The organism is Bacillus sp. DTU_2020_1000418_1_SI_GHA_SEK_038 (genome assembly GCF_032341175.1).
In the GTDB taxonomy this organism is placed as follows: Bacteria; Bacillota; Bacilli; order Bacillales; family Cytobacillaceae; genus Cytobacillus.
The window spans coordinates 2,131,883-2,155,678 of sequence record NZ_CP135435.1 but is presented as its reverse complement, the minus strand read 5'-3'; the positions used below and the strand labels follow the sequence as shown (position 1 = coordinate 2,155,678).

Here is a 23,796-nt window from a genome sequence, read left to right as displayed (position 1 = left end):
TCATTTGAGCCAGAAGCAAACTGTTCGGATGAAAGCTCCATTTAGGGAGCAACGAGAACAAACAATAAAACTGCCTCAAGATAATACAGTAAAAATGGTACCGCAAAACCAGCAAAAAACGCTGCGTATGGCTACCGGGCAGCCTATAGAGCATATGAATCAAGCAGATGGAACGATAAATGGGTATATTCAAACAGGGGATATTTTGGATGGGAAATATGAGCTGACAATAAATCTCACCTACAATACGGGAGAAGCCGCCCTTTTTGTTTCCCAATATGAAGAAAAGCAGTTTGTTGCCAAAGTTTATTTTCAAGGTATGAATCCGAAACAAGAGGTGACAGATAGGATTCGCGCAATTCAATCGAGTCATGTCATTCCCATTCTAGACTATGGCGTCGATAAGAAATCAAAGCGGTATTACGAAATTTTCCCTTATTACAAACAGGGCGATTTAACAAAAACATACCCTCATGAGCCGGATTATATTCTTAATGTGATTGCACCCGCTATTAATGAAGGTTTAAGAACCCTTCATAGTGTCGGGGTGTTTCATCGGGATATTAAACCAAATAATATTTTCCAAGATGGCGAATCGATTATTATTGGCGATTTCGGTATAAGCTCCACGAAGGGCGAAGGCAGTGTGATTTTTACAAATAATGCGAATCGAACGAACGGTTATGCCGCTCCGGAAGTGTATAACCAATTAATATGCGAAGAAAGTGATTATTACTCATTTGGGATTACATTACTGGAATTAGCTCTAGGGGAAAACCCTTTTAAGCATTTAAATACTGAGCAGATAATAAAGATGACGTTGATGGATCAAATTGATGTGCCGTCAATGATTCCTAAGAAGCTGGCACATTTAATAAAGGGATTAACAAGAAAAGATCGGAATAATCGTTGGGGCCATGAGGAGGTAAAGAAATGGCTGAACGGGGAGCATGTCATTGTTATTGAAGATTTGATTCACCGGAATATTCGTCCTTATCGATTTGAGGGAAGAGATTTCACTAGTCTTGAAGAATTGGCTATTGCATTTGCTGCCCATTGGGAGGAAGCAAAAAAACATTTATACAATGGTCTAGTTAAGAACTTCGTGAAACAATTTGGTGAGGAATACGAGTTAGTTATTATTGAATGTGAGAAACAACAAAATCAAGACATTGGACTATTCCAGCTCATATGCGGACTGCATCCGAATCCATCGCTTTGTTGGAAAGGGCATACCTTTAGGGACCTGAATGGGCTTGGGTCTTTTATCCATGATTCATTGCCACAAGTTAATGAGGATATTTCAGATTTATTGAAGTCTGGTGTGTTGATGATGTATTTAGAAAGAATTGAAGCAGAAAAGGAAAATCCTTCGTTTTATAACGAGGCGAAAAAAATATACAATGAGGCCCAAAGAAACTCGTTATACGGATATTATTTACTAGGTTTCCTTTTAAAAAATATAAATGAATTTTGTTTTCAAAAAATGACGTTTACTAATTTGGATGATTTAATACTTTATCTAGGTAAACAAAGTGACGCCATTGATGCATTGGCTGCTGAACTATTAGAAAATCAGTACTTCTTTGCATGGCTTTCACATATGGGGTATGAAGAACATATTGCTAAATGGAGATCGATTATATGAGTGGACCGAAGCATAGTCAATTCTATATTGAACAAGAGCGGCAAAAACAGCTAGAGCAGCAGAGACAAAGAGAGCTTGAAGAGGAAAGACGACGTAAAGAAGAGATAAAACGGCAAAAGCTAAAAATGAGGATTACCATTCTTCATAAGGAAATTGGTAGAATTAAAGAAGAAATTAACGAGACTGCGGACCGTCAAAGCGACACAGCGAATCAATATGGTTTAACCGATTCGTATACAGTGAACGAAATAATTGAGTTGAAAAATACTTTGCTTAATCAAATGGATGACTTTCTAGTTGAATATGATTCTAACAGTATGGCAAGTTTGAGTGAATGTATTGTAAGGATGGAGCAGTTTACAAATAACATGCTAACAAAGGTTAATACACAGTTTGAAATAATTGAAAACAAAATTTCTCTTGAAATTCAGGGGCTAGAACGTCAAAAGCATGCCCAGTCTTTTTTAACAGAAGCCGGTCAAATACCTGCAGCACAGCCAAAAAAATATTCTATTCCGAGTGCTCCGCAAAAAACACCTGAGAAAGAAATAGGAAGCGCGCTTAATAGTCTCCCAGAAACGATGGAAGCTGCAATAGCACAGTTAGAATCTTATGTTCCATACTTTTATCATGGAGTTATAGATGAGGTCCAAAATATTTATAATTCTATTCATGATGTTTACTACCACAAAAAGTTCGATAATCGGTACAAAAGGAACCAAATTAAAAAGCTTATGAGTACGTTTTATGCTAGAAAAAAGAAATATGATCAATTAATTGAGCGAATTGGGCATGAGCATGCAGAATATGAAAAGCTTGTAATCCAATACCAAACACTTTGTGAACTGCTTAATGCCGAACAAAATTCAATTTATTTCTCTGAGGATAAAGCTGTAATTTCAGAATTAAAGGTGCAACTGGAAGTGGAAGTCGCTCAACTAGATAAGCTGCATGCCGAAAAACAAAAATCCGATTATATTGTTGAAAGCATCAATGATGTTATGGAAGCCTTAGGATATGACTTGTTTGCAACAGAATATATGGTGAAGAATTTCGATAATATTCACCATCAGCTGTATGAAATCGAAGACGGGGCTGTCAATGTGTTCGTTTCTGATAGCGGCAGTGTATTATTTGAGGTAAGCGGGATAAGTGAAGGGCAAAAGGAGCTTACTTCAATGGATAAGCTAAAAATCAAAGAAGGAATGGAAGCCTTTTGTACGAATTATGAAGACATTAAAATTGAATTAGCAAAGAAAGGAATTTACCTTACGAACGAAAACATCAAGCCAGCGGATGTGAAATATGCCCGTAGTGTTGACATATGCAATAAGAAGATACTGAAGAAGCGAAAAGAGAGAAGGGGACAATCTGCTCAAAGTCCAACATACAACCGAATAAATAACTAAAAAAGCAGGAGGGTAGGATATGGAAGAAGTTAGAATTTGTAAGGTATGTGGTCATTTAAATTCGTTAGATACGACTTTTTGCCGAGGAGATGGATGTGGGGAAGATATATCTTATCTGCCGATTACAAATTTAGCAGAGCTTGAGGCTGGTGGGATTGAAAATTCGACTTCAGTGGAGAAACCTGGTGCAGACAATTTTATGGATATGCAGCCAAAAACAGTCCGGATGACCGGCATTCAATTTGTCAATACCGCTAGTGGTTATGAAATCTCTATTCCAGCAACAGGTGGGATTATAGGCAGATCTGGAACCATTCAGCCGGAACATTTTCAAAGTAATTTATATGTGAGCAATGAGCATGCGCGAATTCAATTAAATGCTGATGGAAATTATGCAATTGTTGATCTCGGCAGTACAAATGGGACAAAATTAAATGGCCAATCGCTACTGAGCAATAGTTTATATTCTATTAAGAGAAATGATTACATCATTTTTGCTAATTTGGAATACATGGTTAAATAAAGCTAACAGTCATCTACCTCTTAAATAAAGTTGAAAATGTATGGAAGGAGTACTTATGCAAATCGAACGCATATTTTACCCGTTAGAAACATTAGGGTATGGGAAGAGAATTGGGATTTGGCTTGTTGGTTGCCCCCATCGTTGTCATCTTTGTTGCAATCCCGAACTTCAAGCTGCCGATCCAACAAAGAATATTGAGCTTTCAGCTATTTTCAGTTACATAGAATCTATTTTAAAAAAATATAAAGTGGATGGTGTGACGATTTCCGGAGGTGATCCATTTGCACAGCCTAAAGAGCTACGACAGTTGGTAAAATGGCTTCAGAAAAATAGCATTGAAGACATCCTTGTTTATTCCGGATATACATTGGCAGAGCTAAGAGCTCAGAAAAATGAGAGTATCGATGATATTCTCTTCAATATTTCGGTGCTCGTTGACGGCAAGTATGTTGAATCATTGAACGACAATCGGCCGCTAAGGGGATCTTCTAATCAGGTTGTACATATTTTTAATACTAAATATAAGGAACGATACAGGGAGATAATTGCAGGGGAAAGCCGGCCAATTCAAAATATCTACTACGAAGATAATCTAATATCCTTTGGAATTCCGCCAAGAGATTTCAATAAAAGTGTTTGCGAGAAATTATCTGAAAAAGGGGTCTCTACAAAAGCCCCACAGAAAAACGACTAGCAGTTGTAATGATAGGTCCTCTGCCTTAGTGTAAGAGCTAGTAAGTATAATATATCTAAAGATAATAAGGCTTTTTATCTCAGCTCCAATGGGTCCAAAAAGGTACAACTAGAAGATTATCAGCAAGAGCTATAGAAAAATTTATTGAAAAATTCGCCACATTATTCGGTAAACCTTCTTTATCTGTACATAAATTGCGCCATTCGTTTGCTACAAGATATCACGCTGAAAAAATGATGTATCAAAGCTAAGACGTCAATTAGGACATTCTTCTATTGAAACGACCATGATTTATACTCATATTAAAAACGAGGATCTAAAAACAGCAATTAATAAATTCAATATGCCAAAAGATTAATGAGCAGCAAGTGTACATTTCTGCGAGTATATAGAGGTTTATACCATATTTAGTATTTTTGTGTCACAGTTTCAGTATCTTTATGTCATTTTTATAAGTAATTTTGTGTCACTTGTCAGTAGAGGAATAGTGATAGATATATTACTATTCTTTTTCAAAAATCCTAGTTTACATAATATATATTATCGGAAGTTAAATATTATTTATCTCAATCTATAAGTATACTTAAGATAGTGAGACAGAAAACAAAAAAATAGCAAAATCATCTTATTTTTATTTTATCTACAAAATTTTCCCTGATTAAATGTAATAAGTAAAATTAATCAGGGTATTTTTCACTGCATACAAAACCCTAATCTATAATGAATTATATTTACCTGTTTATTTAGGTATCGTTCTATGTAATTGCATTTTATTTTCAGGTACTTCGCAGACTTCATTCTACTGAAATTAGTTTACATAATAATGTTATATTTCCTCTTATGTTAAGCAAAAAACAGACACTGATTTAGAGTGTCTGTTTAACCTATTTCATTCACTATTTTGTGTGCTATTAAAAAAGTCAGCATTAACTTTTCTTTTACCTTGCTCTTGCTGATTATTATTTTTCCCCATTTTGCCATCAGATTCATAACTCATTTTTGACGATTCTTCATTTTTATTTTTCATATCTAAGTCACTCCTTTCCATTTTATCGTGTGTTTAATAAAGAATTTTATGCTTATAGCACGTAAAAACGCAAAAAAAATACAGGAAAGGATCCTGTAAACTAGCTGGATAGGATTGATAATATAGATTATGTTTCAATCGGCAGCATGGCTGCTTTCAAATATTGACGAGGAGTTCCAAAATAGATCATCTTATTAAACTCTTCATAATTTGATTCAAAATGAATATAAATCGGTGAATCTAAAAGCCAAGGATAATTCGAATAAAATATACGGTCTCCATAAACGATTGCTGCTAAAGCTTGTTCTACTTCACGCTGAAAAATCATAAACCGAACCTTTGCATATTGCTTATCAAAGTCTTGATCACTAATAAATACTTTTCCACTAAGTACATACTGCCCCATTTGAGGAACCCACTCAGCAATTACTTCGTCACGAAATTTTAAGTTTACATAATTAGCATGGTAGCGATAGCCAACATTTAGAAACCATTCACCTGTTGATAGGGATTGAACCAGTGTATACTTTCTGCCATCTACAGGTCTAAATTCCGTTGCAGGCGGCAAATACGTAACACTAAGCTGTGATGCATCCAATTTAGTCAAGATAAGCGCCCTCCTTTGCAATAAATAGGAAATTCACTTATCTTATTTTATGTCCATTTCCAGAAAACGTGACAGCCGCCTATTTTTTACTTTTTCTTCTTCTGAAGATTGGTCTCCATGACCCTCGTATTCTTTAAAGACCATTTTCCATCCTCATAAAGCCATAAGGACTCAATGATGGCGATTCTGTCTGCATGATAGGCGCCGCTGATTGCCTGAGTTCCCTTCAACCCATATTGCTTCCCATCAACTAAAACAGGTTTTAATGTGGAAAACGGGTCGACCATTAACTCGGTCGGCTCACTTAGTTTGCCTTTTTGATAGAGCCCTGTCCGTTCATAATCTTCTGCCCGGTTACTTAAATCAAACGTATACGATTCACCTGTATCCTGGATCGTAATTGCTGCTTTATATCCATCAAGAAACTGGCTGTTAATCACTAGTGGTTCTGGTACAGTTAAATCAGTGAGTGCAAAATTCTTTACAGTGTACAAATAATGATTGGTTATTCCCCCACTCCCGCCTGTATCCACTGTGACGAAAATATCTTTTAAACCATCATGATTTAAATCAATAAAATTCACTCTTGGATTGAACCCGCTATCGAATTCAACATTAAATGATTTCTTATTGGAAGCCTGGATCTCCATATATATTTCTTTTAAAAAATCAGTACCTTCTTCATAGGGCAATCCCTTCAATATGATTTCATCTTTTTTCCCATCTCCTGTCACATCTTCTTTATCCTTAGAAATGGTTATCATTTTACTGGAGTTTTCACCAGCATAAGCACCTGTCATAGCCGACAATGTAATAAAAAAGAACGCGGCAAGAGCAAATACGATTTCTTTTCTCATTGTTCATTTCCTCCCTAGACATATCTCATCTTATTTTGTCCAGTTTTGGAAAATAAATGTAGGAATTTTAAATAAAAAACAATTTTTATCTATTTGAAATAAATTTTCCCCTTATCCTAATCTGGAAATGGTGATAAAAATAATAATTATTAGACAAGAACAATATTCACAAAATTGACGATTAACGAGCGAAAGTATATTAATTAGAAAAACTCCCTGCCTTTTTAGGAGGGAGTCAATCTCTATTCGTTAGAGTTCTTATTTTCTTCTTGAGCAGCTATTTTCCAAACGGATTTCGTTTTTCCACTTTCCGTTTCATCCAATATAAATGACCCATTTGAATAGCGATCATTAAATCTGATCGAAGAAGCTTTTGTTGATTCAATAATACCTTTTTCCGTTTCCATGTAAATATCATCATTTTCACTTACAATGACAGACCCAATAACTCTGTGAGGGTTTGATTTCAATTCCCTTAACATGACGACACCTCGTTTGGCACGGGAAGCCCGCTCAAACTCAGCAAATTTCATCTTCTTAATAGCACCGCGCTGGGTAACAATGACAACCGACTGTTCTTGTGAATTCTCAACAACTTGTCCTCCAGTCACATGATCACCGTCTTTTAAATTAATCCCCTTTACTCCCGCAGCCCTTGTACCAACGATACTGACTTCTTCTTCGGGGAACCATAATGCATAGCCATTGTATGTAGAAACAAACAGATCTTTAGAGCCATCTGTTTCATGGACATCAATCACTTCATCATCGTCTTTTACATTAATGGCGACCAATGGTTTTGAGTAACGCTGTGCCTTGTACAGCTTAAGCTCCGTTTTCTTCACCATTCCGTATTTCGTGACAAAAAGTAAATAGGACTCTGTTTCGAAATCCTTCACAGGAAGAGCCTTTATAATAGATTCGTCCCCATCAATAGGAATGATGTTAGCAACATGCTGACCTAGATCCTTCCAGCGGATATCAGGTAGTTGGTGAACAGGGCAATATAAGTAATTCCCTTTGTTTGTGAATAATAATAGAACATCTGTCGTATTCATATCTAGCTGTGCGAGCAGACGGTCTGAATCCTTCATACCAAAATCCTGTCCGTTGGAGGCTGCAAAGGAACGAGGGCTTGTCCTCTTCACATAGCCTTCCTTTGTTACTGTTACAATAACGTCCTCACTTGCGATAAGTACTTCCAGATTGATTTTTATTTCTTCAATCTCGTCTTCTATCACAGTACGGCGATTATCAGCAAAACGTTTTCTTACGTCTTTTAATTCTTTTTGAATGACAGAATACAGCTTTTTTTCACTCTCTAGAATCGATGTTAGCTCGGCAACTCGATTTGACAATTCTTCTGCCTCAGCTTGGAGTGCTGTAATATCTGTATTCGTTAAACGATATAGCTGCAATGACACGATTGCTTCTGCCTGAGGCTCAGTAAATGCAAACTTGGCAATTAAATTATCTTTTGCATCTCTTTTATCCTTCGATGCTCGAATGGCGGCAATCACTTCATCAAGAATAGATAAAGCCTTTATTAAGCCTTCAACTATATGCTGCCTGGCTTGGGCTTTTTCAAGATCAAAACCTGTTCTTCTTGTTACGACCTCTTTTCGATGTCCGATATACGCATCTAATAGCTCTCTAAGTCCCATTAGCTTTGGATGTCTGTTATAAATGGCCACCATATTAAAATTATATGGAACTTGTAAATCACTATTTTTGTATAAGTAATGAAGGACACCTTCAGGGTCCGCGTCTTTTTTCAATTCAACAACTATACGTAATCCCGTTCGGTCTGTCTCATCTCGAACCTCGGCTATCCCTTCGATTTTTCGATCTAGCCTAAACTCATCGATTTTCTTGACAAGATTTGCTTTATTGACATCAAACGGTATTTCCGTAATGACAATTTGTTTCTTCCCCCCGCGAATTTCTTCAAATTCAGCTTTCCCACGGACAATGATTTTTCCTTTTCCAGTTTCATAGGCCTTCTTTATTCCCTCAACACCTTGTATAATTCCGCCAGTAGGAAAATCAGGACCTTTTATATACTTCATAAGGTCATCTACTGAGCAATTTGGGTTATCCAATCGATGAATGACACCATCAATCACTTCATTTAGGTGATGAGGAGGAATTTCTGTCGCATATCCAGCTGAAATACCGGTAGAGCCGTTTACTAAGAGACTTGGGAACATAGCAGGCAAAACGGTTGGTTCATTGGAAGTATCATCGAAGTTCGGAACAAAATCGACCGTTCTTTTTTCAATATCCTTAAGAAGTTCTGAAGAAATGGCTGAAAGTCTCGCTTCCGTATAACGCATAGCTGCAGGTGGATCCCCATCAATACTCCCGTTATTCCCGTGCATTTCGACAAGCAAGTTTCGTAGCTTCCAATCTTGACTCAATCGAACCATTGCATCATAAACAGATGTATCACCATGAGGATGGTAGTTACCAATTACATTTCCAACTGTTTTTGCAGATTTTCTAAAGCCTTTTTCATGTGTATTTCCTTCCACATGCATGGCATATAAAATTCTTCGTTGAACAGGCTTTAGGCCGTCCCTTGCATCAGGTAAGGCCCTTTCCTGAATAATATATTTACTATAGCGGCCAAAACGATCTCCAATAACGTCTTCTAGAGGGAGATCGCGGAATTTCTCTTGTGAAGCCATTATTCAATCTCCTCCTCTATGACAGATATATTTTCATTTTCTAGTATACTTGCATCCTCTTCTAAACCAAATGCCACATTTGTTTCAATCCACTTTCTTCGCGGCTCAACCTTATCGCCCATTAACGTTGTTACTCGGCGTTCCGCTCTAGCAGCATCATCTATTCTAACCCGGATTAAGGTGCGTGATTCTGGATTCATTGTCGTATCCCATAACTGATCCGCATTCATTTCGCCTAAACCTTTATAACGCTGGAGCATATAGCCTTTTCCAACTTTTTTTATGGCGTCCTGCAAATCATCTTCGGCCCAGGCATATTCAATAATTTCTTTCTTGCCTGCACCTTTGCTGACTTTATATAAAGGGGGTAGTGCAATATAAATTTTACCGGCATCCAGCAGCGGCTTCATATATCGATAGAAAAAGGTTAGGAGAAGAACTTGAATATGAGCACCATCTGTATCCGCATCTGTCATGATAATGACTTTATCGTAATTTACATCTTCTAAATTAAAATCTGCTCCAACTCCAGCACCTACAGCATGGATGATCGTATTAATCTCTTCATTCTTAAAAATATCCTGAAGCTTTGCTTTTTCAGTATTAATAACTTTCCCTCGCAATGGAAGAACCGCTTGAAAACGACGGTCACGCCCTTGTTTAGCTGAGCCGCCAGCTGAATCTCCTTCCACTAAATAGATTTCATTTTTTTGAGGATTTCTTGATTGGGCAGGTGTTAATTTTCCAGAAAGGACCGCATCTGAGCGTTTTCTTTTTTTGCCGCTCCTTGCATCCTCACGTGCTTTTCGGGCCGCTTCTCTCGCCTGATAAGCTTTAATGGCCTTTTTTATCAAAAGAGAACTTACGTTTGGATTCTCTTCAAGAAAATAAGATAAATGCTCTGATACAACCGCATCAACTGAAGATCGTGCTTCACTTGTACCAAGCTTTCCCTTTGTTTGCCCCTCAAATTGAAGCAAATCCTCCGGAACTCGTACAGAGACAATCGCAGTAAACCCTTCTCGAATATCGGCCCCATCTAAATTTTTATCTTTCTCCTTTAGAAGGTTAACCTTCCTAGCGTATTCATTAAAAATACGAGTCATCGCTGTTTTTGATCCAGCCTCGTGAGTACCGCCATCTTTTGTCCGAACATTGTTAACAAAGGAAAGAACATTTTCTGAATATCCATCGTTAAATTGGAAAGCTAAATCTACTTCAATTCCATTTTGCTCACCCTCAAAGCTAACGACTGAATGTAAAACATCCTTTTCTTCATTTAAGTATTCAACAAATGCTTCAATTCCATTGTCATAATGAAAGACTTCCTGAAGACCATGTCTTTCATCGATTATTTCTATTTTCATTCCTTTTAAAAGAAATGCTGATTCACGCAGCCGCTCACATAATGTTTCATAATTATAAGTAGTTATTGAAAAAATGGATTCATCTGGCTTAAAGTGAATGGTTGTCCCTGTTTGATTCGTTTTCCCTTTTTTTTCAAGAGTTGTTACCGGTTTCCCGCCGTTTTCAAAGCGCTGTTCATAAACAATCCCATCCCGTTTGATGGTAACGACTAACCATTCGGAAAGAGCATTCACAACAGAGGCACCAACACCATGCAGTCCTCCGCTTGTTTTATAGCCGCCCTGGCCGAATTTACCTCCAGCGTGTAAGACGGTTAATATCACTTCGGGAGTTGGTTTGCCCATACGATGCATTCCAGTAGGCATCCCGCGGCCTTTATCAATAACACTAATTGAGTTATCTTTATGTATTTTGACAATGATTTGTTCACCGTAACCTGCCAATGCTTCATCGACAGCGTTATCGACAATTTCATATACTAGATGGTGTAGCCCTCTCGCATCTGTACTCCCAATGTACATACCCGGGCGCTTTCTAACTGCCTCAAGCCCTTCGAGTACTTGTATGGCATCATCATTATAGTCAAAAGCTCCCTGATTTCTTGCCACAAACATACCCCTTTCATTACTGCAAAAAAAGAATTGCTGAAAAATAATATGATCAAGACTCTGCTTTCGTATCTATATAATAAGCAGGTAATCATAGAAACAAAATTGATTATACATTCATTTAACGTATTCGTCTAAAAAATGATTAATCCTTTATATATAAAAGAAAAAGCGAGATAAGAACAAATGTTCCTTAGTTGTATTTTACCATATTTTAATTAAGCGTCTATGCTTTATTGTATCTATTTATTCGAATTTGGCAAATGAGATTTTTAATTTTGACCGATTTATGGCAAGTTTCGATAGCTGTTTTTTCAAAAAAATAAAAAATGAGACCTATAAAGATCTCATGTCATTTGCATTATTTTGTTAATGCATGTTCTACCTTAATACAGCGGTCCATAACAACTGTGTAGCCCTTTTCCTTTAAGAAATTATAGGCATTCTCATCAATGCATCCAAGTTGTGACCAAAATACATCAGCATTTATTTCAACAAACTCTTTCGCTACCTCTAGCAGATGCTCTGAACGGCGAAAAACATTAACAATATCAACATGACCATCAATATCCTTTAAGCTTTTGACAGACTTTACACCAAGCACTTCATCAACCGTTGGATTAACAGGAATAATTTCATATCCTGCATCCTGCATAGCCTTCGACACCATATAAGATGTTCTCTCAGGATTACCGCTTAAACCAACTACTGCGATTTTTTTTGACTTTTTGAGAATAACACCGAGCTCTTCCCGGCTTGGAATTTCTATAGACATATTATGTACCCTCCTACTAATACTTTACTTACTTGCTTATCTTTATCATACCCGAAAATTAAGTTGTTTTACTAATTAGGAGAGTACTTAATATTAAAAAATCAAGTTTTAGTATAAAATTGTTTCCAACTTTTTCACTAATCGCTTAATGGATTTGTTTGATTCCCTCAATATATCGGCCTTATCAATCGTATTCATCTGTCTATTTTCCATTAGTACTTTTCCGTTCACAATCGTTGTTTCAACATCCGCTCTTGTTGCTGAATAAACAATTCTGGAAATCGGATCAATATCAGAGGATGGATATGTGTGGAAATCATTTAGGTCCAAAATAGCCAGATCAGCCTTCTTCCCTATTTCAATACTGCCAATTTCATTTTCCATTCCAACTGCTTTTGCCCCACCAATGGTAGCCATGCGAAATACAGTTCTTGCGTTCATTGCTGTTGGTCCATGGATAGGTTTTTGTATAATAGCAGCGAGTCTCATTTCATTGAACATATCCAGATTATTGTTACAAGGAGCCCCGTCAGCACCAAGACTTACATGTGCATGTGTATCGAGCAAAGACGGAATTTCGGCAATTCCCGAAGCGAGCTTAAGATTAGATCCTGGGCAATGGCTGACCTTAACACCGCGCTCTTTAATAATTCTTTTCTCTTCCTCATCCAGCCACACACAATGAGCCAGGATTAAACGCTCATTCGCCAGCCCAATGCTATCTAGGTAGACAACATTTCTCATTCCATGTTCTTTTTCTACCAGTAAAATTTCCGTAGCATTTTCAGAAGCATGTGTGTGAACTCTGACATTGTAATGCTTAGAAAGATCTCTTACTGTTGTTAATAATTCTTCAGTACAGGAAACAACAAATCGAGGGCAGAAGGCATATTGAATTCTTCCGCCATCATGATTATGCCATTTTTCGAGCAGATCAACACTTTGCTGAATGGATTCTTGTGTGTTTTCCCTTAAGAGAACTGGAACTTCGTCACCTTTATCCATCATTACTTTCCCTGCTAAGGCACGAATTCCGCTTTCCGCAATCGCCTTAAAAGCGGAATCAGTATGATGAACAGTTTCCATATCCACAACTGTTGTTGTTCCGCTTTGTAATAACTCCCCAATGCCAAGCATCGCAGAATAGTAAATGGATTCCTCATCATGTGATGCTTCCAACGGCCAAATTTTTTGCTTTAACCAATCCATCAGTTCAAGGTCATCAGCCTGCCCCCTAAATAATGTTTGGCATAAATGTATATGAGTTTGAATAAATCCAGGAATCACCGTGCGTCCCGTAGCATCAATAATTTTACTCGCGAAATGGGGGAGATTTTGCCCGATTTCAACAATTTTGTCATCTACAATATAGATATCACCAGTAATAATTTCTTCCTTCTCATTCATCGTAACAATTTCTGCGTTCCTAATGAGAATGCTGCTCATTTCACACCTCCCTGCACCTGACTGGTCGTATCGGCTTTCTTTTCGTCAAAGTTCAGAATTAATGATTTATAAAAATCAATCGATCTTTCATAGGCAGCAATACTGACCCATTCATTTGGCTGATGGGCAAGCTTCTCATCACCTGGTCCATAGATTAGAGTTGGGATTTCACTTCTCGGATTTAAGACTGCAGCATCTGTATAGTAAGAAACTCCAAAGCATTTAGAGGCCTCTTCATTTTTTATTTTTAAAGCACAGTGAATAATATCTGATGAAACAGCAGTAAGAATAGGTGGGCGGTCTAGCACTTTCGTTATCTTGAACTGGTGAAGCGTGTTATTTTCAACAAGTTGATTTAGTTTTTGATTTAGCTCATCTATTAAGTGGTCATGTGATTGTGGAGGTACTGTACGGATATCCACCCGAATAGAACATCGATCCGGAATAACATTCGTTTGAACTCCCCCATTGATCATTGTAACCGCTAGGCTGCTGCTTCCAAGTGGCTCCTTCTCTATTTTCCAGTCCACTTTTAACGAATCTAACACATTTATAATTTGCACCATATGATCAACTGCATTGATACCTTGATCTGGCATAGACCCGTGAGCGGTTTTTCCAAATGTGCTAATTTCTAGCCATAGTGCTCCTTTATGACCAACGACAACCTTTTCATTTGTTGGTTCCCCGATAACAAGTGCATCAATGACTCGATCGTCATTTCCTTCTAAAAACGCTCTAGCTCCACAGCTATCTACTTCTTCACCAGCTGTTGCCAAAAATGTAATGGAAGCAGCTGGTATCTTTTTTTCCAAAATCATAGATTCTAATGCTAGATACATGGCAGCCAAGCCGCTTTTCATATCTGATGCCCCTCTGCCATAAATCCTCTCTCCAACAATGTCGCCTGAAAATGGGGCATACTGCCACTCAGCTTCCCCAGGGGAAACCGTATCCATATGGCCGCACAAAAATAGATGCTTATCACCACTGCCCTTGAGCGTCACCTCAAAATTACTTCTGTTTTCCTCGAGATAAGTCATCTTGAAGGGGATGCCCTTCTTCTTGCATCGTTCAATAAATGCCTCAGTCACCTCATGCTCGTTACCTGGAGGATTTGAACTATTGATCCGCAGAAGTTCCTGAAGGAATTGAATATCATCCATTATTCCGCCTCCACTATTTGCATTTTTATAGATGTAACCTTCCACCCGTTTACCGGTGCCATATCCTGTGAACATGTCGTGCAGGCAATGACCACGTCCTCCAAGGCTTTGAGTTTCACATAATCCCCTGGCTTTGAAAGCGGTTCTTCAATTACATAATCACCTTGTTCGTCCAGCACAATATTCATAAATAGATTAATAGGATCCGGAACAATAGCTGGGTAAATATTAAACTTATTAAGAGCTTTTTCTAAATTGTCATGGCAATTTGGATGATCATCATGATCGAAATCCATTTTATACCGATAATAATCGCAGGCTGGGAAAAATATATCGTGGACACCCACTGTATCTTCTACAAGCTGCATAAGAGGGCGACGTCTATTGCTGTATAATAAATCGCCTTTTTTTAACCGAATACTGCTTAATGATGCTCTCATATGAACGGGGGATACGTATTCTTGAGTATCTGAATGATTAAAACAAACAAAATCCCCAACCTGCTTTCCTTCCAGGTCAATGATGATTAACTCTTCACCTTTTCTTAAAAAAGCGCTTCTGCCTTCGTAGGGAGGAATGATGATTTCTTCACGAATTCTGTCCCTATTAAAGATTTCTTTCATTAAAATCACCCTCCGTCTATTCAATGAAAACGGCAACTGCTCGAATAGGGGATCCGGTTCCTTTACGAATCCTGAGCGGGAGCCCGAAGTATAAAAATCTCATACCAGCTATTTGATCCAGATTACAAAGATTTTCAGTATTGGTCATGCCATATTCCCTGCAAATTAAGTGTCCAGAATACTTTGGATCATCTGGATGATCGATTGCCGGAGCATCGATGCCAATATTGACAACGCCTTTTTCTGCTAGCCACTTTGCTGCTTGGTAATCAAGCCCTGTATAAGTAGTTAACCATTCATCAGTTCCGTACGACCTGTTATAATGGCCGGTATAGAGAAGAACAATATCTCCCTTCTCGATAAACTGTCCCGATTTATTTAGGGCACTTTCTAAATCCTGACTCGTAATATAGCGATTTGTCGGAACATGCGAAACATCAAGACACACCGCTGGACCATAAAAATATTCTAATGGCATTTCATCAATATATTTCCCATTTGGATCATACTCATATGTAGCATCACTATGGGTTGGACCATGTTCATTAATGATTAAATTGTTCGTTGCGAATGGAAATCCTACTTTTTTTTCCGATTCTTCATGTGTAATATTTGTAAAAATCATCGTTGATGGATGAAGAGGGAAGACTGGCATCCCATGATAGATTTCCTGAGTTAAGTCTACTAATCTGACTCCCATGATTTTTCCCTCCAATTCAAAAATCGTAAGCGCCTGCGGAACAATTAATGACCAAATTGTTCCGAAGACGATCTTTTCTTATTGATGTACTTTTATATAATCGTAGGAATAACCTCGAATTTATCGACATCAATTAAGCCCATGTCGGTAATTTTCCATTTCGGACTTGTGACTAGTGACCAGAAGGATAAGTGCATGAATGGAACCTCCATTCCGCATCCAAGCTCTTCCTTTGCAAGCCTTGAAAGCTCGTCAACTTTATCACTCATTTCCTTACCGGTTAATTCATCTGTCATAAGACCACCAATTCGGAGCGGAAGATCTCCAACCACTTTACTATCCTTGATCATGGCAATTCCGCCTCCCATGGCGATGACACGGTTGACTGCGGTTACCATATCCTCATAATTCGTCCCTGTCACAATAATATTATGAGTATCATGGGCAACACTTTCTGCAATGGCTCCACTCTTTAAATCAAAGCCATGAAGGAATGTTTTCCCTACTTTTCCTGTTCTTCCGTGACGTTCAACAACGAGTAACGGCAATACATCCTGTTTTAGACAAGGTTGGACAATTCCATCCTTCACATTCAGAGTATACTCACCCTCGCCCGTTAAATTCTGGAAAGGAATGGCTTCAATAGCTCTTACCCTTGCTCGAGATCCTGGTGCATTAATAGTAAGCTCATCTTTAGTAACTGCTTTTCTTTTTATCGATTTCTTAACACTTTCAGGATAAATATAAGGGGCTATCTCGATAGTTAGTTCACCTTTTTCTGCTGCTTTTTTACCAGCAAGATAAACTTGGTCGATTGTCATATTCATTAAGTCACTAATAACAGCGATATCCGCTCTTTTACCAGGTGCGATCACTCCTACATCCTTAAACCCGAAGTGGGTAGCCGGGTTAATGGTTGCCATTTGGATGGCTTCCACAGGATCAATTCCTTCTGCAATCGTTCTGCGGACAATATCATTCATATGTCCATATTTCAGAAGATCAGCTGGAACCATATCATCTGAAACTAATATGGCTCGTCTTGAATCCAATCCATCCTCTGTAATGGCACGAATACACTCTGCCATATTTCTTTGGGAGGAGCCTTCTCGCATAAACACACTTACTCCATAGCGCAGCTTTTCAACCATTTCTTCCTTCGTTGTCGTTTCATGACAAGAAACATGCGTTCCCCCGCTTATAATATGAGCTGCTAGTTCTTTTCCAAATAATCCAGGAGCATTTCCCTCGACAGTTTTTCCAATACTGTTTGCATAGGAGACCGCAGCAACTAGGTCATCAATTAATTCAGGGGCATGCTGGTAAACTGGCTGGATATTACTAAAGCTTTGAATTTCGCCAATTCCTTGAACATATGGATCATTCAATAAGTCCTTCATATCCTTCGCTGAAACATCGTACCCTGAAGTTTCGAGACCAGGAGCATCAGGCACGGCACATGGAACAGTGAATAAGATGCGATTAGGAAGGGTTTTTGCTTCTTCAATCATCGCTTTCATTCCATGAACACCGAGAACATTTCCAATCTCATGCGGGTCACCAATTAATGTAGTCGTCCCTGTAGGTATGGACAGCTTGGAAAATTCAGTACATGTCAGCATGGCACTTTCGAAATGCATATGAGAATCAATAAAGCCCGGGCTAATAAATTTCCCCCTAACATCTTCTATCGTTGTTTTCGGACCAATCAGATCCTTTGCATCTCCGACCATTAAAATATATTGTCCTTTGATGGCAACATCTGCTTCATATATTTCACGGGTGATTACATTAATAAAATACCCGCCTCTAAGGACTATGTCCGCATATTGATGTGGATGCAATAATACATCAATTAATTTTCTATATTGAATAGCCTCTTTAATTTTAAGAGCGTCCACTTTTTAACCTCCTGTCATCGTTCCTTCCAAACTATCAATGATTCCAATAATTGCAGCATCTACGGGTGCATCTTTATTCCTGATCGCTCGTGAAGCCATGCTTCCAGTTACATAGATCACTCTTTCACCTATGCCGGCTCCAACAGTATCAACGGTAATAATGGGATTTGGCAGTACCTGTCCATCTAATCCAATCGGCTGTGTAATTAATAGCTTCGTCCCTACTAGATTTTCATCTTTTCTCGTAGCAGTTACCCGGCCAACCACTATTCCCATGTGCATAAAGATCGTCCCCTTATTCTGTAATGATTGCAATATTCAACTCTCTTGCCATATCCTTGGCAAGGGGAGTAATGATAGTCTGATTTGACACACTCAATGTTTGTTGATTTTGCCCATGCAAATATCTTATTGTTTCTGCAGTAACAATTGATTTTTTTAGAGAATTATTAAGAAAAACATCAAAACTATCATCTTCATTGATAAGGTCAATTCCTAACCCTTTTAGCTGAATCATTTGTTCCTTTAGTTTTCTTTTAAATGATAGAGATCCTTTATCCATACCCTTCACTCGCCATAGCTGATGACTATCATTAATCCCTATATTTAATGCGATAACTTTCTTACCAGTCATTAAACTATGTAGAATTAGTCGGACAAATGGTCTTTGTTCATTGTAGGAAAGAATATCTGATACTAGCGAAAATGAAAGGATTGGGAGAAAGACTATATCAATCTTATTTTTTTCTGATAATCGCTGAAGAGAAATCCAATCATCATTGCCAATTATTCTCAAGAGGTCATTTCTTTCGTCATATGAGTAAATCGAATCTTCCACAGAGATTCGGAGCATGCATTGTTTACTAGTTAAGTCTTTCAAATATAAAAGTCCCGGTTCCATTCCAATCAAATGAGAGGTAATTAGAGCCAGGACATATGGTCTTTTCTGTAGGCTCTTACTGTAGCTGTTTCGGTTAGACAGCTCGTGCAGAGTGTGCTGCATCATTACACTCTGCTTATTTGAGCTCATATTTATTCACCAATCGTTTTTGATAATAATGCTCTTTCTACTTCGCTGTGAGGTCTAGGAATCACATGGACAGATACTAATTCACCAACGCGACTTGCCGCTTCGGCTCCTGCATCTGTTGCTGCTTTAACAGCCCCTACATCTCCTCTTACCATCACAGTTACAAGTCCAAAGCCAACCTTTTCATATCCGCAAATTTCCACATTTGCTGCCTTAACCATTGCATCAGCAGCCTCTACTGCACCAACTAATCCTTTTGTTTCTACTAATCCTAATGCTTCACCCATGATTTATTTCCTCCTCATAATAATTAATTTGATTTGTTATTGTCTTCCTCTGATTGACTATTTTCCGTTGCATCATTTTCCACTTTTTTAGTGGTTCCCTTTTTCGTTGATCCTTTTATATTTTTTCCCTTTACTTCAGCTTTCTCCGCGTTTTCCCCAATGTCTTCCCTCTTAATTAAACTCTTTTCTTCAAGTTTAAAATGAGGTAAAAGTTTACTTGCTACTTCGTTGTGAGCCCTTGGAATCACATGAAAGGAAATAACCTTTCCGACACGATCTGCCGCTTCTTTCCCAGCATCCACAGCAGATTTAACTGCGGCAACGTCCCCGCTGAAATGGACCGTAACACCCAGATACCCATTTACGCCAATTACTTTTTCGATGCCTACAATTTCCACATCCGCGGCTTTAACTGCAGCGTCTGCAGCAGAAACAGCTGTTAAATATCCTACTGTTTCAATTAATCCTAGTGCTTGCAATTACATAGCCTCCAGTCATAAAAGTTATTTAATCCTCTCAGCTTCCTTTAGTAATTCGTCTGAAGCATCCGAAATCGTTAAGAATGGTCCATACAGAAGTAAATATCCCTTCTCTACGCTATAATTGAGTTTTATATTTGGTGACTTTTTCAATAAACGATCTAATATAAGGATGGATGAATAGTGATTAATCCCATCAAGTACAGCGACCCCGTCTACATGAGCATTCAAATTAAGCTGTTTCGTTAACCATGGACTAGGGGACTGAACTTTAAAAAGCTGCAATGGCTTATAAGAATGGTGAGAAAGTTTTTGAAATAATGTTTTCACAGCTTCGGTAAGTTTGGCGGTATCCTCTTCATACAATTCAAGGACAAAGCCACTGCTTTTATCTTTATCCCATATCAAGCTATATTTCATGGCCGAAAATTCTCGTAAAATCTCGTTCACGATAAATAACTGGCCGATTGTAGATTGTTCGCTTGAAATGACTCCAACGGAATGTGACTTAAGCGGCCTCTGAAATGATTCCAGCAGTTTTTCAGATAGACCAGAATAGACCCAAGCTTTTATTCCATTTCTCGTTTGGCCGATAAACTTACTTTCTTCATTAAAATTTTTATTTATAAATGAACCTATTTGAGGCTTATTTAATGGCTGGTTTCCTTGGACTAGAGAGATCGTTTGCAGTTTGGAAAGGGAACCTGTGATGGTATCTTTACTTGCCGTTTTAGTATGAACATTTCTCTGTTCATTTTTTGATGATTGAATGATTGGATTTTTATTTGTATTAGCAGGTAATCCAGCTAGTCTTTTTTGAATATTTTTTTGCTGATAGTTTGGCCGGTTTATTCCTGCTATTGATTGTTTAGGAACTTCCTGTTTTTTGTCATTGACAGTCGATTTCGAATAAACAAACCTTGAAGCCCCCCCGTTAAAAAGAGGATTCTCTCTCGGCTTATTGGCTGGCTTTAATACTTCCTGAACAATATTTTTCATGAAATCTGACAAGCATAATCACCTCCTAGAGAATCTTAGCAAGCTCCGAATGCGGACGAGGAATGACATTAAAGGATACTAACTCTCCTCCGGTCTTAGAATTAGCAGTTTTTCCTACTTCTACAGCGGCAGTTACAGCTGCAACATCTCCTTCTACAATCACAGTCACTAAACCAGAACCGACCCGTTTTAAATCTACTAAACTAACATTGGCTGCTTTGGCCATGGAATCAAGTGCTTCTATAGCAGCTGTTAATCCCCTTGTTTCAATCATCCCGATTGCCTTCATTTCCATCCCCCTTTCCAAGGTCAATATGAAGAACTAGTCAAATGAGCTTTTATTTTTTTATTCAGGTATAAAAATTCAACTGATTCATATGATTCTTCTAGTTCGTCTATAAATAATCTTCAAGATTGACTTCAATTGGAATGGATGTTCTTCTAAACATTTCTTCCTCACCTAAAGGATATGTAGCGTCTATTCCCATTTTATCGGAAACACCTCTTAGGTTATGGGAGGATTCGAGTGGAGAACCTTTAGCTCCAGGTACAATGAAAACATCATTAGAGGCCTGAACCCTAGTTGCGATCGCCCATTCAACATCCTCAGAATCGAAAATATCAACATCATCATTTACGACAACGACATGCTTTAAATCTTTATCACTAGCAAATGCCGCAAGTGCCGCTTGCTTTCCATCACCTTCAGATTTTTTCTCGATTTGTATGACAGCATGGTAGCGAGCAACACCTCCCATAGGAATATGTACACCTTTAATATTTGGAACGACTTGTCTAACAGTACTTAATAAGGTCGCTTCCCTAACGAGAGCCATTGGCAGTCTTTCCTCATAGCTTGAAGGGAAAATGGTCTGGTTAATGGCCTGATTCCTATAGGTTACAGCAGATATTTCGACTATTGGCTGAGGTGATCTAAACCCATAATATCCAGCCAACTCTCCAAATGGCCCCTCCATTTCACGCTCATTCGGCAACATCCTTCCCTCAAACACAATCTCCGCTTCTGCCAAAACGTCTAAATCAACGGTCTTACAGCGAACAACATCTAAGGATTGTCCAAGTAAAGCGCCTGCGACATCTAATTTATCCGTATGATATAGGTGAGTGCTAATTTGTGAACTTAGTACGACTGCTGGCACTACCCCAAACATAACCGCCACTTCCATTGGTTCACCATTTTTTTCAAAATATGAATACTGTTCCAATAACTCTGGGGAAGTGATTAATATATTAGTTCTATTTCCGCCTAGATATTGCATTCTCCTTATAGATGTATACCTTTTCTTGCCTGTAATATCCTTTACAACAAGTATTCCCGATACATAATAGGCACCTGAATCCCCCTCATGAAAGGTTGGGATGGGAAACAGGTCAGCTAAATCGAAATCGCCTGTTACTAAATTTTCTTGCACAGGTCCAGTTTCTTTTAAAGTTGTAGGGATTGGATTAACAATAGAGTCAATGATTTTAGGGATCAGTTCCGAAGCATGTATTCCCATGCTATCAGCAACTAGCTCACGATCTCCGCCTAATCCTGCTGCCATTGCTGATTGATACCCTTTGACTTTTTCAAAGAGGAATGGCTGCTTTCCATTTTTCGTATTCACAACAGCACCTAATTCATAGCGGGGATCTACTTCTCGTTTAATGCGATATAGAAGGCCTCTATTCTCCCAGTCATCTAATAATGCTCTCATTGTTACAGGTATCATGAATTTTCTCCCCACCTTTCCAGCAATCGATGATCAATATTAAGCATGTCTAAAATTCGGGCTACCATGAAGTTGGCCAGCTCCCATATTTCTGTTGGCTTATGATAGAAACCTGGAGAGGCTGGCATGATACATGCACCTGTCTCAGCAAGCAGTGTCATATTCCGTAAGTGTATTAGATTAAATGGGGCTTCCCTTGGAACGATAATAAAATTTCGTTTTTCTTTTAAAACCACACTCGCCGCTCTGCTTAGCAATGTATCCCCGACACCATTCGCAATGGCTCCAAGAGTATTCATGGAGCAAGGGACTATAACCATACCGTCTGTCAAATAGGACCCGCTTGCTATCGATGCAAATAAATTCTTATTACTATGGACAGTGGCGTACTCCTTAAGCTCCTCCATCGAAACACCGCACTCAAATTGCATTACCTTTTCTCCCATTTCCGTAACAATTAAGTGCGTTTCAATTCCTAATTGATGAAGAGCGCGGATCAGAGTATAACCATACAATGATCCGCTAGCCCCAGTAATACCCACTAAAATTCTTCTTTTTCGTTCTGTGTGAGTGATAATATTAAACAACCTTTTCGTCTAGGGAGAATTTATTTTTCGCTGCTTCTTTATATTCTTCTGTTGTCATGATGTCTCCGAAGATATCAATATCTCTTAATCCGGAAACATGCATATCATTATCTTGAGAGGCAGTACCATCGGAAATACAGATCACGTTATATCCATGGTAAAGTGCATCAGATGCTGTACTGCGAACACAGACATTTGTCCATACGCCAGTTAGAACAACTGTATCAATCTCTTCTTCTCTTAAGAAAAGATCAAAGTCAGTGTAGCTAAATGCGCTATGTCTTCTCTTCTGAACGACATAATCGCCTTTATCCTCTTCAGGCTGCAGTTCAGGAATAAATTCTGAACCCCAAGTACCTTTTATGGCATGAACAGGTCTTACACGGAAATCCCGGTCATTTTTCCGGTGTGCCTCCTGTACATGGACTACTTGAATATTTTGCTCATGAGCAAAATCAATTAGTTCTCTAATTTTGGGAACAATCTTTTCCCCATTTTCACAGCGTAGAGTTGCTTTTTCCCCAATGAAATCATTAAGCATATCGATAACAACGACACAATGTTTTTTTCCTCTGAGTTCCACTTATTTATCATCCTTTCAGTAAAATGATTTTTCATTTGTTCTATTAATATATGAAA

General features: G+C 38.3%; 24 protein-coding genes and 1 pseudogene. 5 read left to right on the top strand and 20 right to left on the bottom strand.

Annotation, left to right across the window (positions count from 1 at the left end):
• The first annotated feature begins 4 nt into the window (after positions 1-4).
• The 5 genes and pseudogenes from RRV45_RS10690 to RRV45_RS10670 all read left to right on the top strand — a co-directional run.
• Entirely contained in the window at positions 5-1,648 is a 1,644-nt protein-coding gene (locus RRV45_RS10690) for a protein kinase domain-containing protein (protein ID WP_315668806.1), read from the top strand.
• Positions 1,645-3,057, top strand: a complete 1,413-nt coding sequence (locus RRV45_RS10685) for a hypothetical protein (protein ID WP_315668805.1) — start codon at positions 1,645-1,647, stop codon at positions 3,055-3,057. Before RRV45_RS10690 ends, RRV45_RS10685 begins: the two co-directional genes overlap by 4 nt.
• A 19-nt stretch (positions 3,058-3,076) precedes the next feature.
• Positions 3,077-3,580 carry an FHA domain-containing protein gene (locus RRV45_RS10680; RefSeq protein WP_315668804.1) on the top strand — a complete coding sequence of 168 codons (504 nt, stop codon included), beginning with the start codon at positions 3,077-3,079 and terminating at the stop codon, positions 3,578-3,580.
• 55 nt (positions 3,581-3,635) lie between these two features.
• Positions 3,636-4,274, top strand: coding sequence for a 4Fe-4S single cluster domain-containing protein (locus RRV45_RS10675; protein WP_315668803.1), 639 nt, complete (start codon positions 3,636-3,638; stop codon positions 4,272-4,274).
• Positions 4,275-4,298: 24 nt separating this feature from the next.
• A pseudogene (locus tag RRV45_RS10670) lies at positions 4,299-4,632 on the top strand (tyrosine-type recombinase/integrase); the annotation flags it as partial.
• A 531-nt stretch (positions 4,633-5,163) separates the two neighbouring features.
• On the opposite strand, the gene RRV45_RS10665 reads toward RRV45_RS10670, so the two are convergent.
• The 20 genes from RRV45_RS10665 to RRV45_RS10570 form a co-directional block, all read right to left on the bottom strand.
• Positions 5,164-5,301: a hypothetical protein gene (locus RRV45_RS10665; protein WP_315668802.1), complete on the bottom strand. Its 138-nt coding sequence runs from the start codon at positions 5,299-5,301 to the stop codon at positions 5,164-5,166.
• 127 nt (positions 5,302-5,428) lie between these two features.
• Positions 5,429-5,908, bottom strand: coding sequence for a staygreen family protein (locus tag RRV45_RS10660; protein WP_315668801.1), 480 nt, complete (start codon positions 5,906-5,908; stop codon positions 5,429-5,431).
• Between the two features lie 86 nt (positions 5,909-5,994).
• Positions 5,995-6,765 carry a hypothetical protein gene (locus tag RRV45_RS10655; RefSeq protein WP_315668800.1) on the bottom strand — a complete coding sequence of 257 codons (771 nt, stop codon included), beginning with the start codon at positions 6,763-6,765 and terminating at the stop codon, positions 5,995-5,997.
• 242 nt (positions 6,766-7,007) lie between these two features.
• Positions 7,008-9,455, bottom strand: a complete 2,448-nt coding sequence (gene parC, locus RRV45_RS10650; protein ID WP_315668799.1) for a DNA topoisomerase IV subunit A — start codon at positions 9,453-9,455, stop codon at positions 7,008-7,010.
• Positions 9,455-11,431: a DNA topoisomerase IV subunit B gene (gene parE / locus RRV45_RS10645; protein WP_315668798.1), complete on the bottom strand. Its 1,977-nt coding sequence runs from the start codon at positions 11,429-11,431 to the stop codon at positions 9,455-9,457. The genes parC and parE overlap by 1 nt, the downstream gene beginning before the upstream one ends.
• 361 nt (positions 11,432-11,792) lie before the next feature.
• Positions 11,793-12,206, bottom strand: coding sequence for a CoA-binding protein (locus RRV45_RS10640; RefSeq protein ID WP_315668797.1), 414 nt, complete (start codon positions 12,204-12,206; stop codon positions 11,793-11,795).
• A 108-nt stretch (positions 12,207-12,314) separates the two neighbouring features.
• Complete coding sequence (locus tag RRV45_RS10635; protein ID WP_315668796.1) at positions 12,315-13,652, bottom strand: 5'-deoxyadenosine deaminase; 1,338 nt, start codon at positions 13,650-13,652, stop codon at positions 12,315-12,317.
• Positions 13,649-14,818 carry a M20 family metallopeptidase gene (locus RRV45_RS10630; RefSeq protein WP_315668795.1) on the bottom strand — a complete coding sequence of 390 codons (1,170 nt, stop codon included), beginning with the start codon at positions 14,816-14,818 and terminating at the stop codon, positions 13,649-13,651. The genes RRV45_RS10635 and RRV45_RS10630 overlap by 4 nt, the downstream gene beginning before the upstream one ends.
• A complete protein-coding gene (locus RRV45_RS10625) occupies positions 14,818-15,441 on the bottom strand; it encodes an urea carboxylase-associated family protein (RefSeq protein WP_315668794.1) in 624 nt (207 codons plus the stop codon). The genes RRV45_RS10630 and RRV45_RS10625 overlap by 1 nt, the downstream gene beginning before the upstream one ends.
• 16 nt (positions 15,442-15,457) lie before the next feature.
• Positions 15,458-16,141, bottom strand: coding sequence for a cyclase family protein (locus RRV45_RS10620; protein WP_315668793.1), 684 nt, complete (start codon positions 16,139-16,141; stop codon positions 15,458-15,460).
• A gap of 92 nt (positions 16,142-16,233) precedes the next feature.
• Positions 16,234-18,042 (bottom strand): adenine deaminase, encoded by a 1,809-nt coding sequence (gene ade, locus RRV45_RS10615; protein ID WP_315668792.1) that lies wholly within the window; start codon positions 18,040-18,042, stop codon positions 16,234-16,236.
• 3 nt (positions 18,043-18,045) lie between these two features.
• On the bottom strand, positions 18,046-18,324 hold the full coding sequence (locus RRV45_RS10610; RefSeq protein WP_315668791.1) for a EutN/CcmL family microcompartment protein: 279 nt from the start codon (positions 18,322-18,324) through the stop codon (positions 18,046-18,048).
• Positions 18,325-18,337: 13 nt separating this feature from the next.
• Complete coding sequence (locus tag RRV45_RS10605; RefSeq protein ID WP_315668790.1) at positions 18,338-19,072, bottom strand: hypothetical protein; 735 nt, start codon at positions 19,070-19,072, stop codon at positions 18,338-18,340.
• A 2-nt stretch (positions 19,073-19,074) separates the two neighbouring features.
• Positions 19,075-19,359 carry a BMC domain-containing protein gene (locus RRV45_RS10600; RefSeq protein ID WP_066288284.1) on the bottom strand — a complete coding sequence of 95 codons (285 nt, stop codon included), beginning with the start codon at positions 19,357-19,359 and terminating at the stop codon, positions 19,075-19,077.
• Positions 19,360-19,382: 23 nt separating this feature from the next.
• Positions 19,383-19,838, bottom strand: a complete 456-nt coding sequence (locus RRV45_RS10595; protein WP_315668789.1) for a BMC domain-containing protein — start codon at positions 19,836-19,838, stop codon at positions 19,383-19,385.
• Positions 19,839-19,862: 24 nt separating this feature from the next.
• Positions 19,863-20,849, bottom strand: coding sequence for a hypothetical protein (locus RRV45_RS10590; protein WP_315668788.1), 987 nt, complete (start codon positions 20,847-20,849; stop codon positions 19,863-19,865).
• A gap of 13 nt (positions 20,850-20,862) precedes the next feature.
• The gene (locus RRV45_RS10585; RefSeq protein ID WP_410489350.1) at positions 20,863-21,132 is read right to left on the bottom strand and encodes a BMC domain-containing protein; all 270 of its coding nucleotides are present in this window, start codon (positions 21,130-21,132) and stop codon (positions 20,863-20,865) included.
• A gap of 100 nt (positions 21,133-21,232) precedes the next feature.
• Entirely contained in the window at positions 21,233-22,570 is a 1,338-nt protein-coding gene (locus tag RRV45_RS10580) for a UbiD family decarboxylase (protein ID WP_315668786.1), read from the bottom strand.
• Entirely contained in the window at positions 22,567-23,112 is a 546-nt protein-coding gene (locus RRV45_RS10575) for a UbiX family flavin prenyltransferase (protein ID WP_315668785.1), read from the bottom strand. The genes RRV45_RS10580 and RRV45_RS10575 overlap by 4 nt, the downstream gene beginning before the upstream one ends.
• Before the next feature lie 37 nt (positions 23,113-23,149).
• The gene (locus RRV45_RS10570; RefSeq protein ID WP_315668784.1) at positions 23,150-23,740 is read right to left on the bottom strand and encodes a cysteine hydrolase family protein; all 591 of its coding nucleotides are present in this window, start codon (positions 23,738-23,740) and stop codon (positions 23,150-23,152) included.
• Between the last annotated feature and the right edge of the window lie 56 nt (positions 23,741-23,796).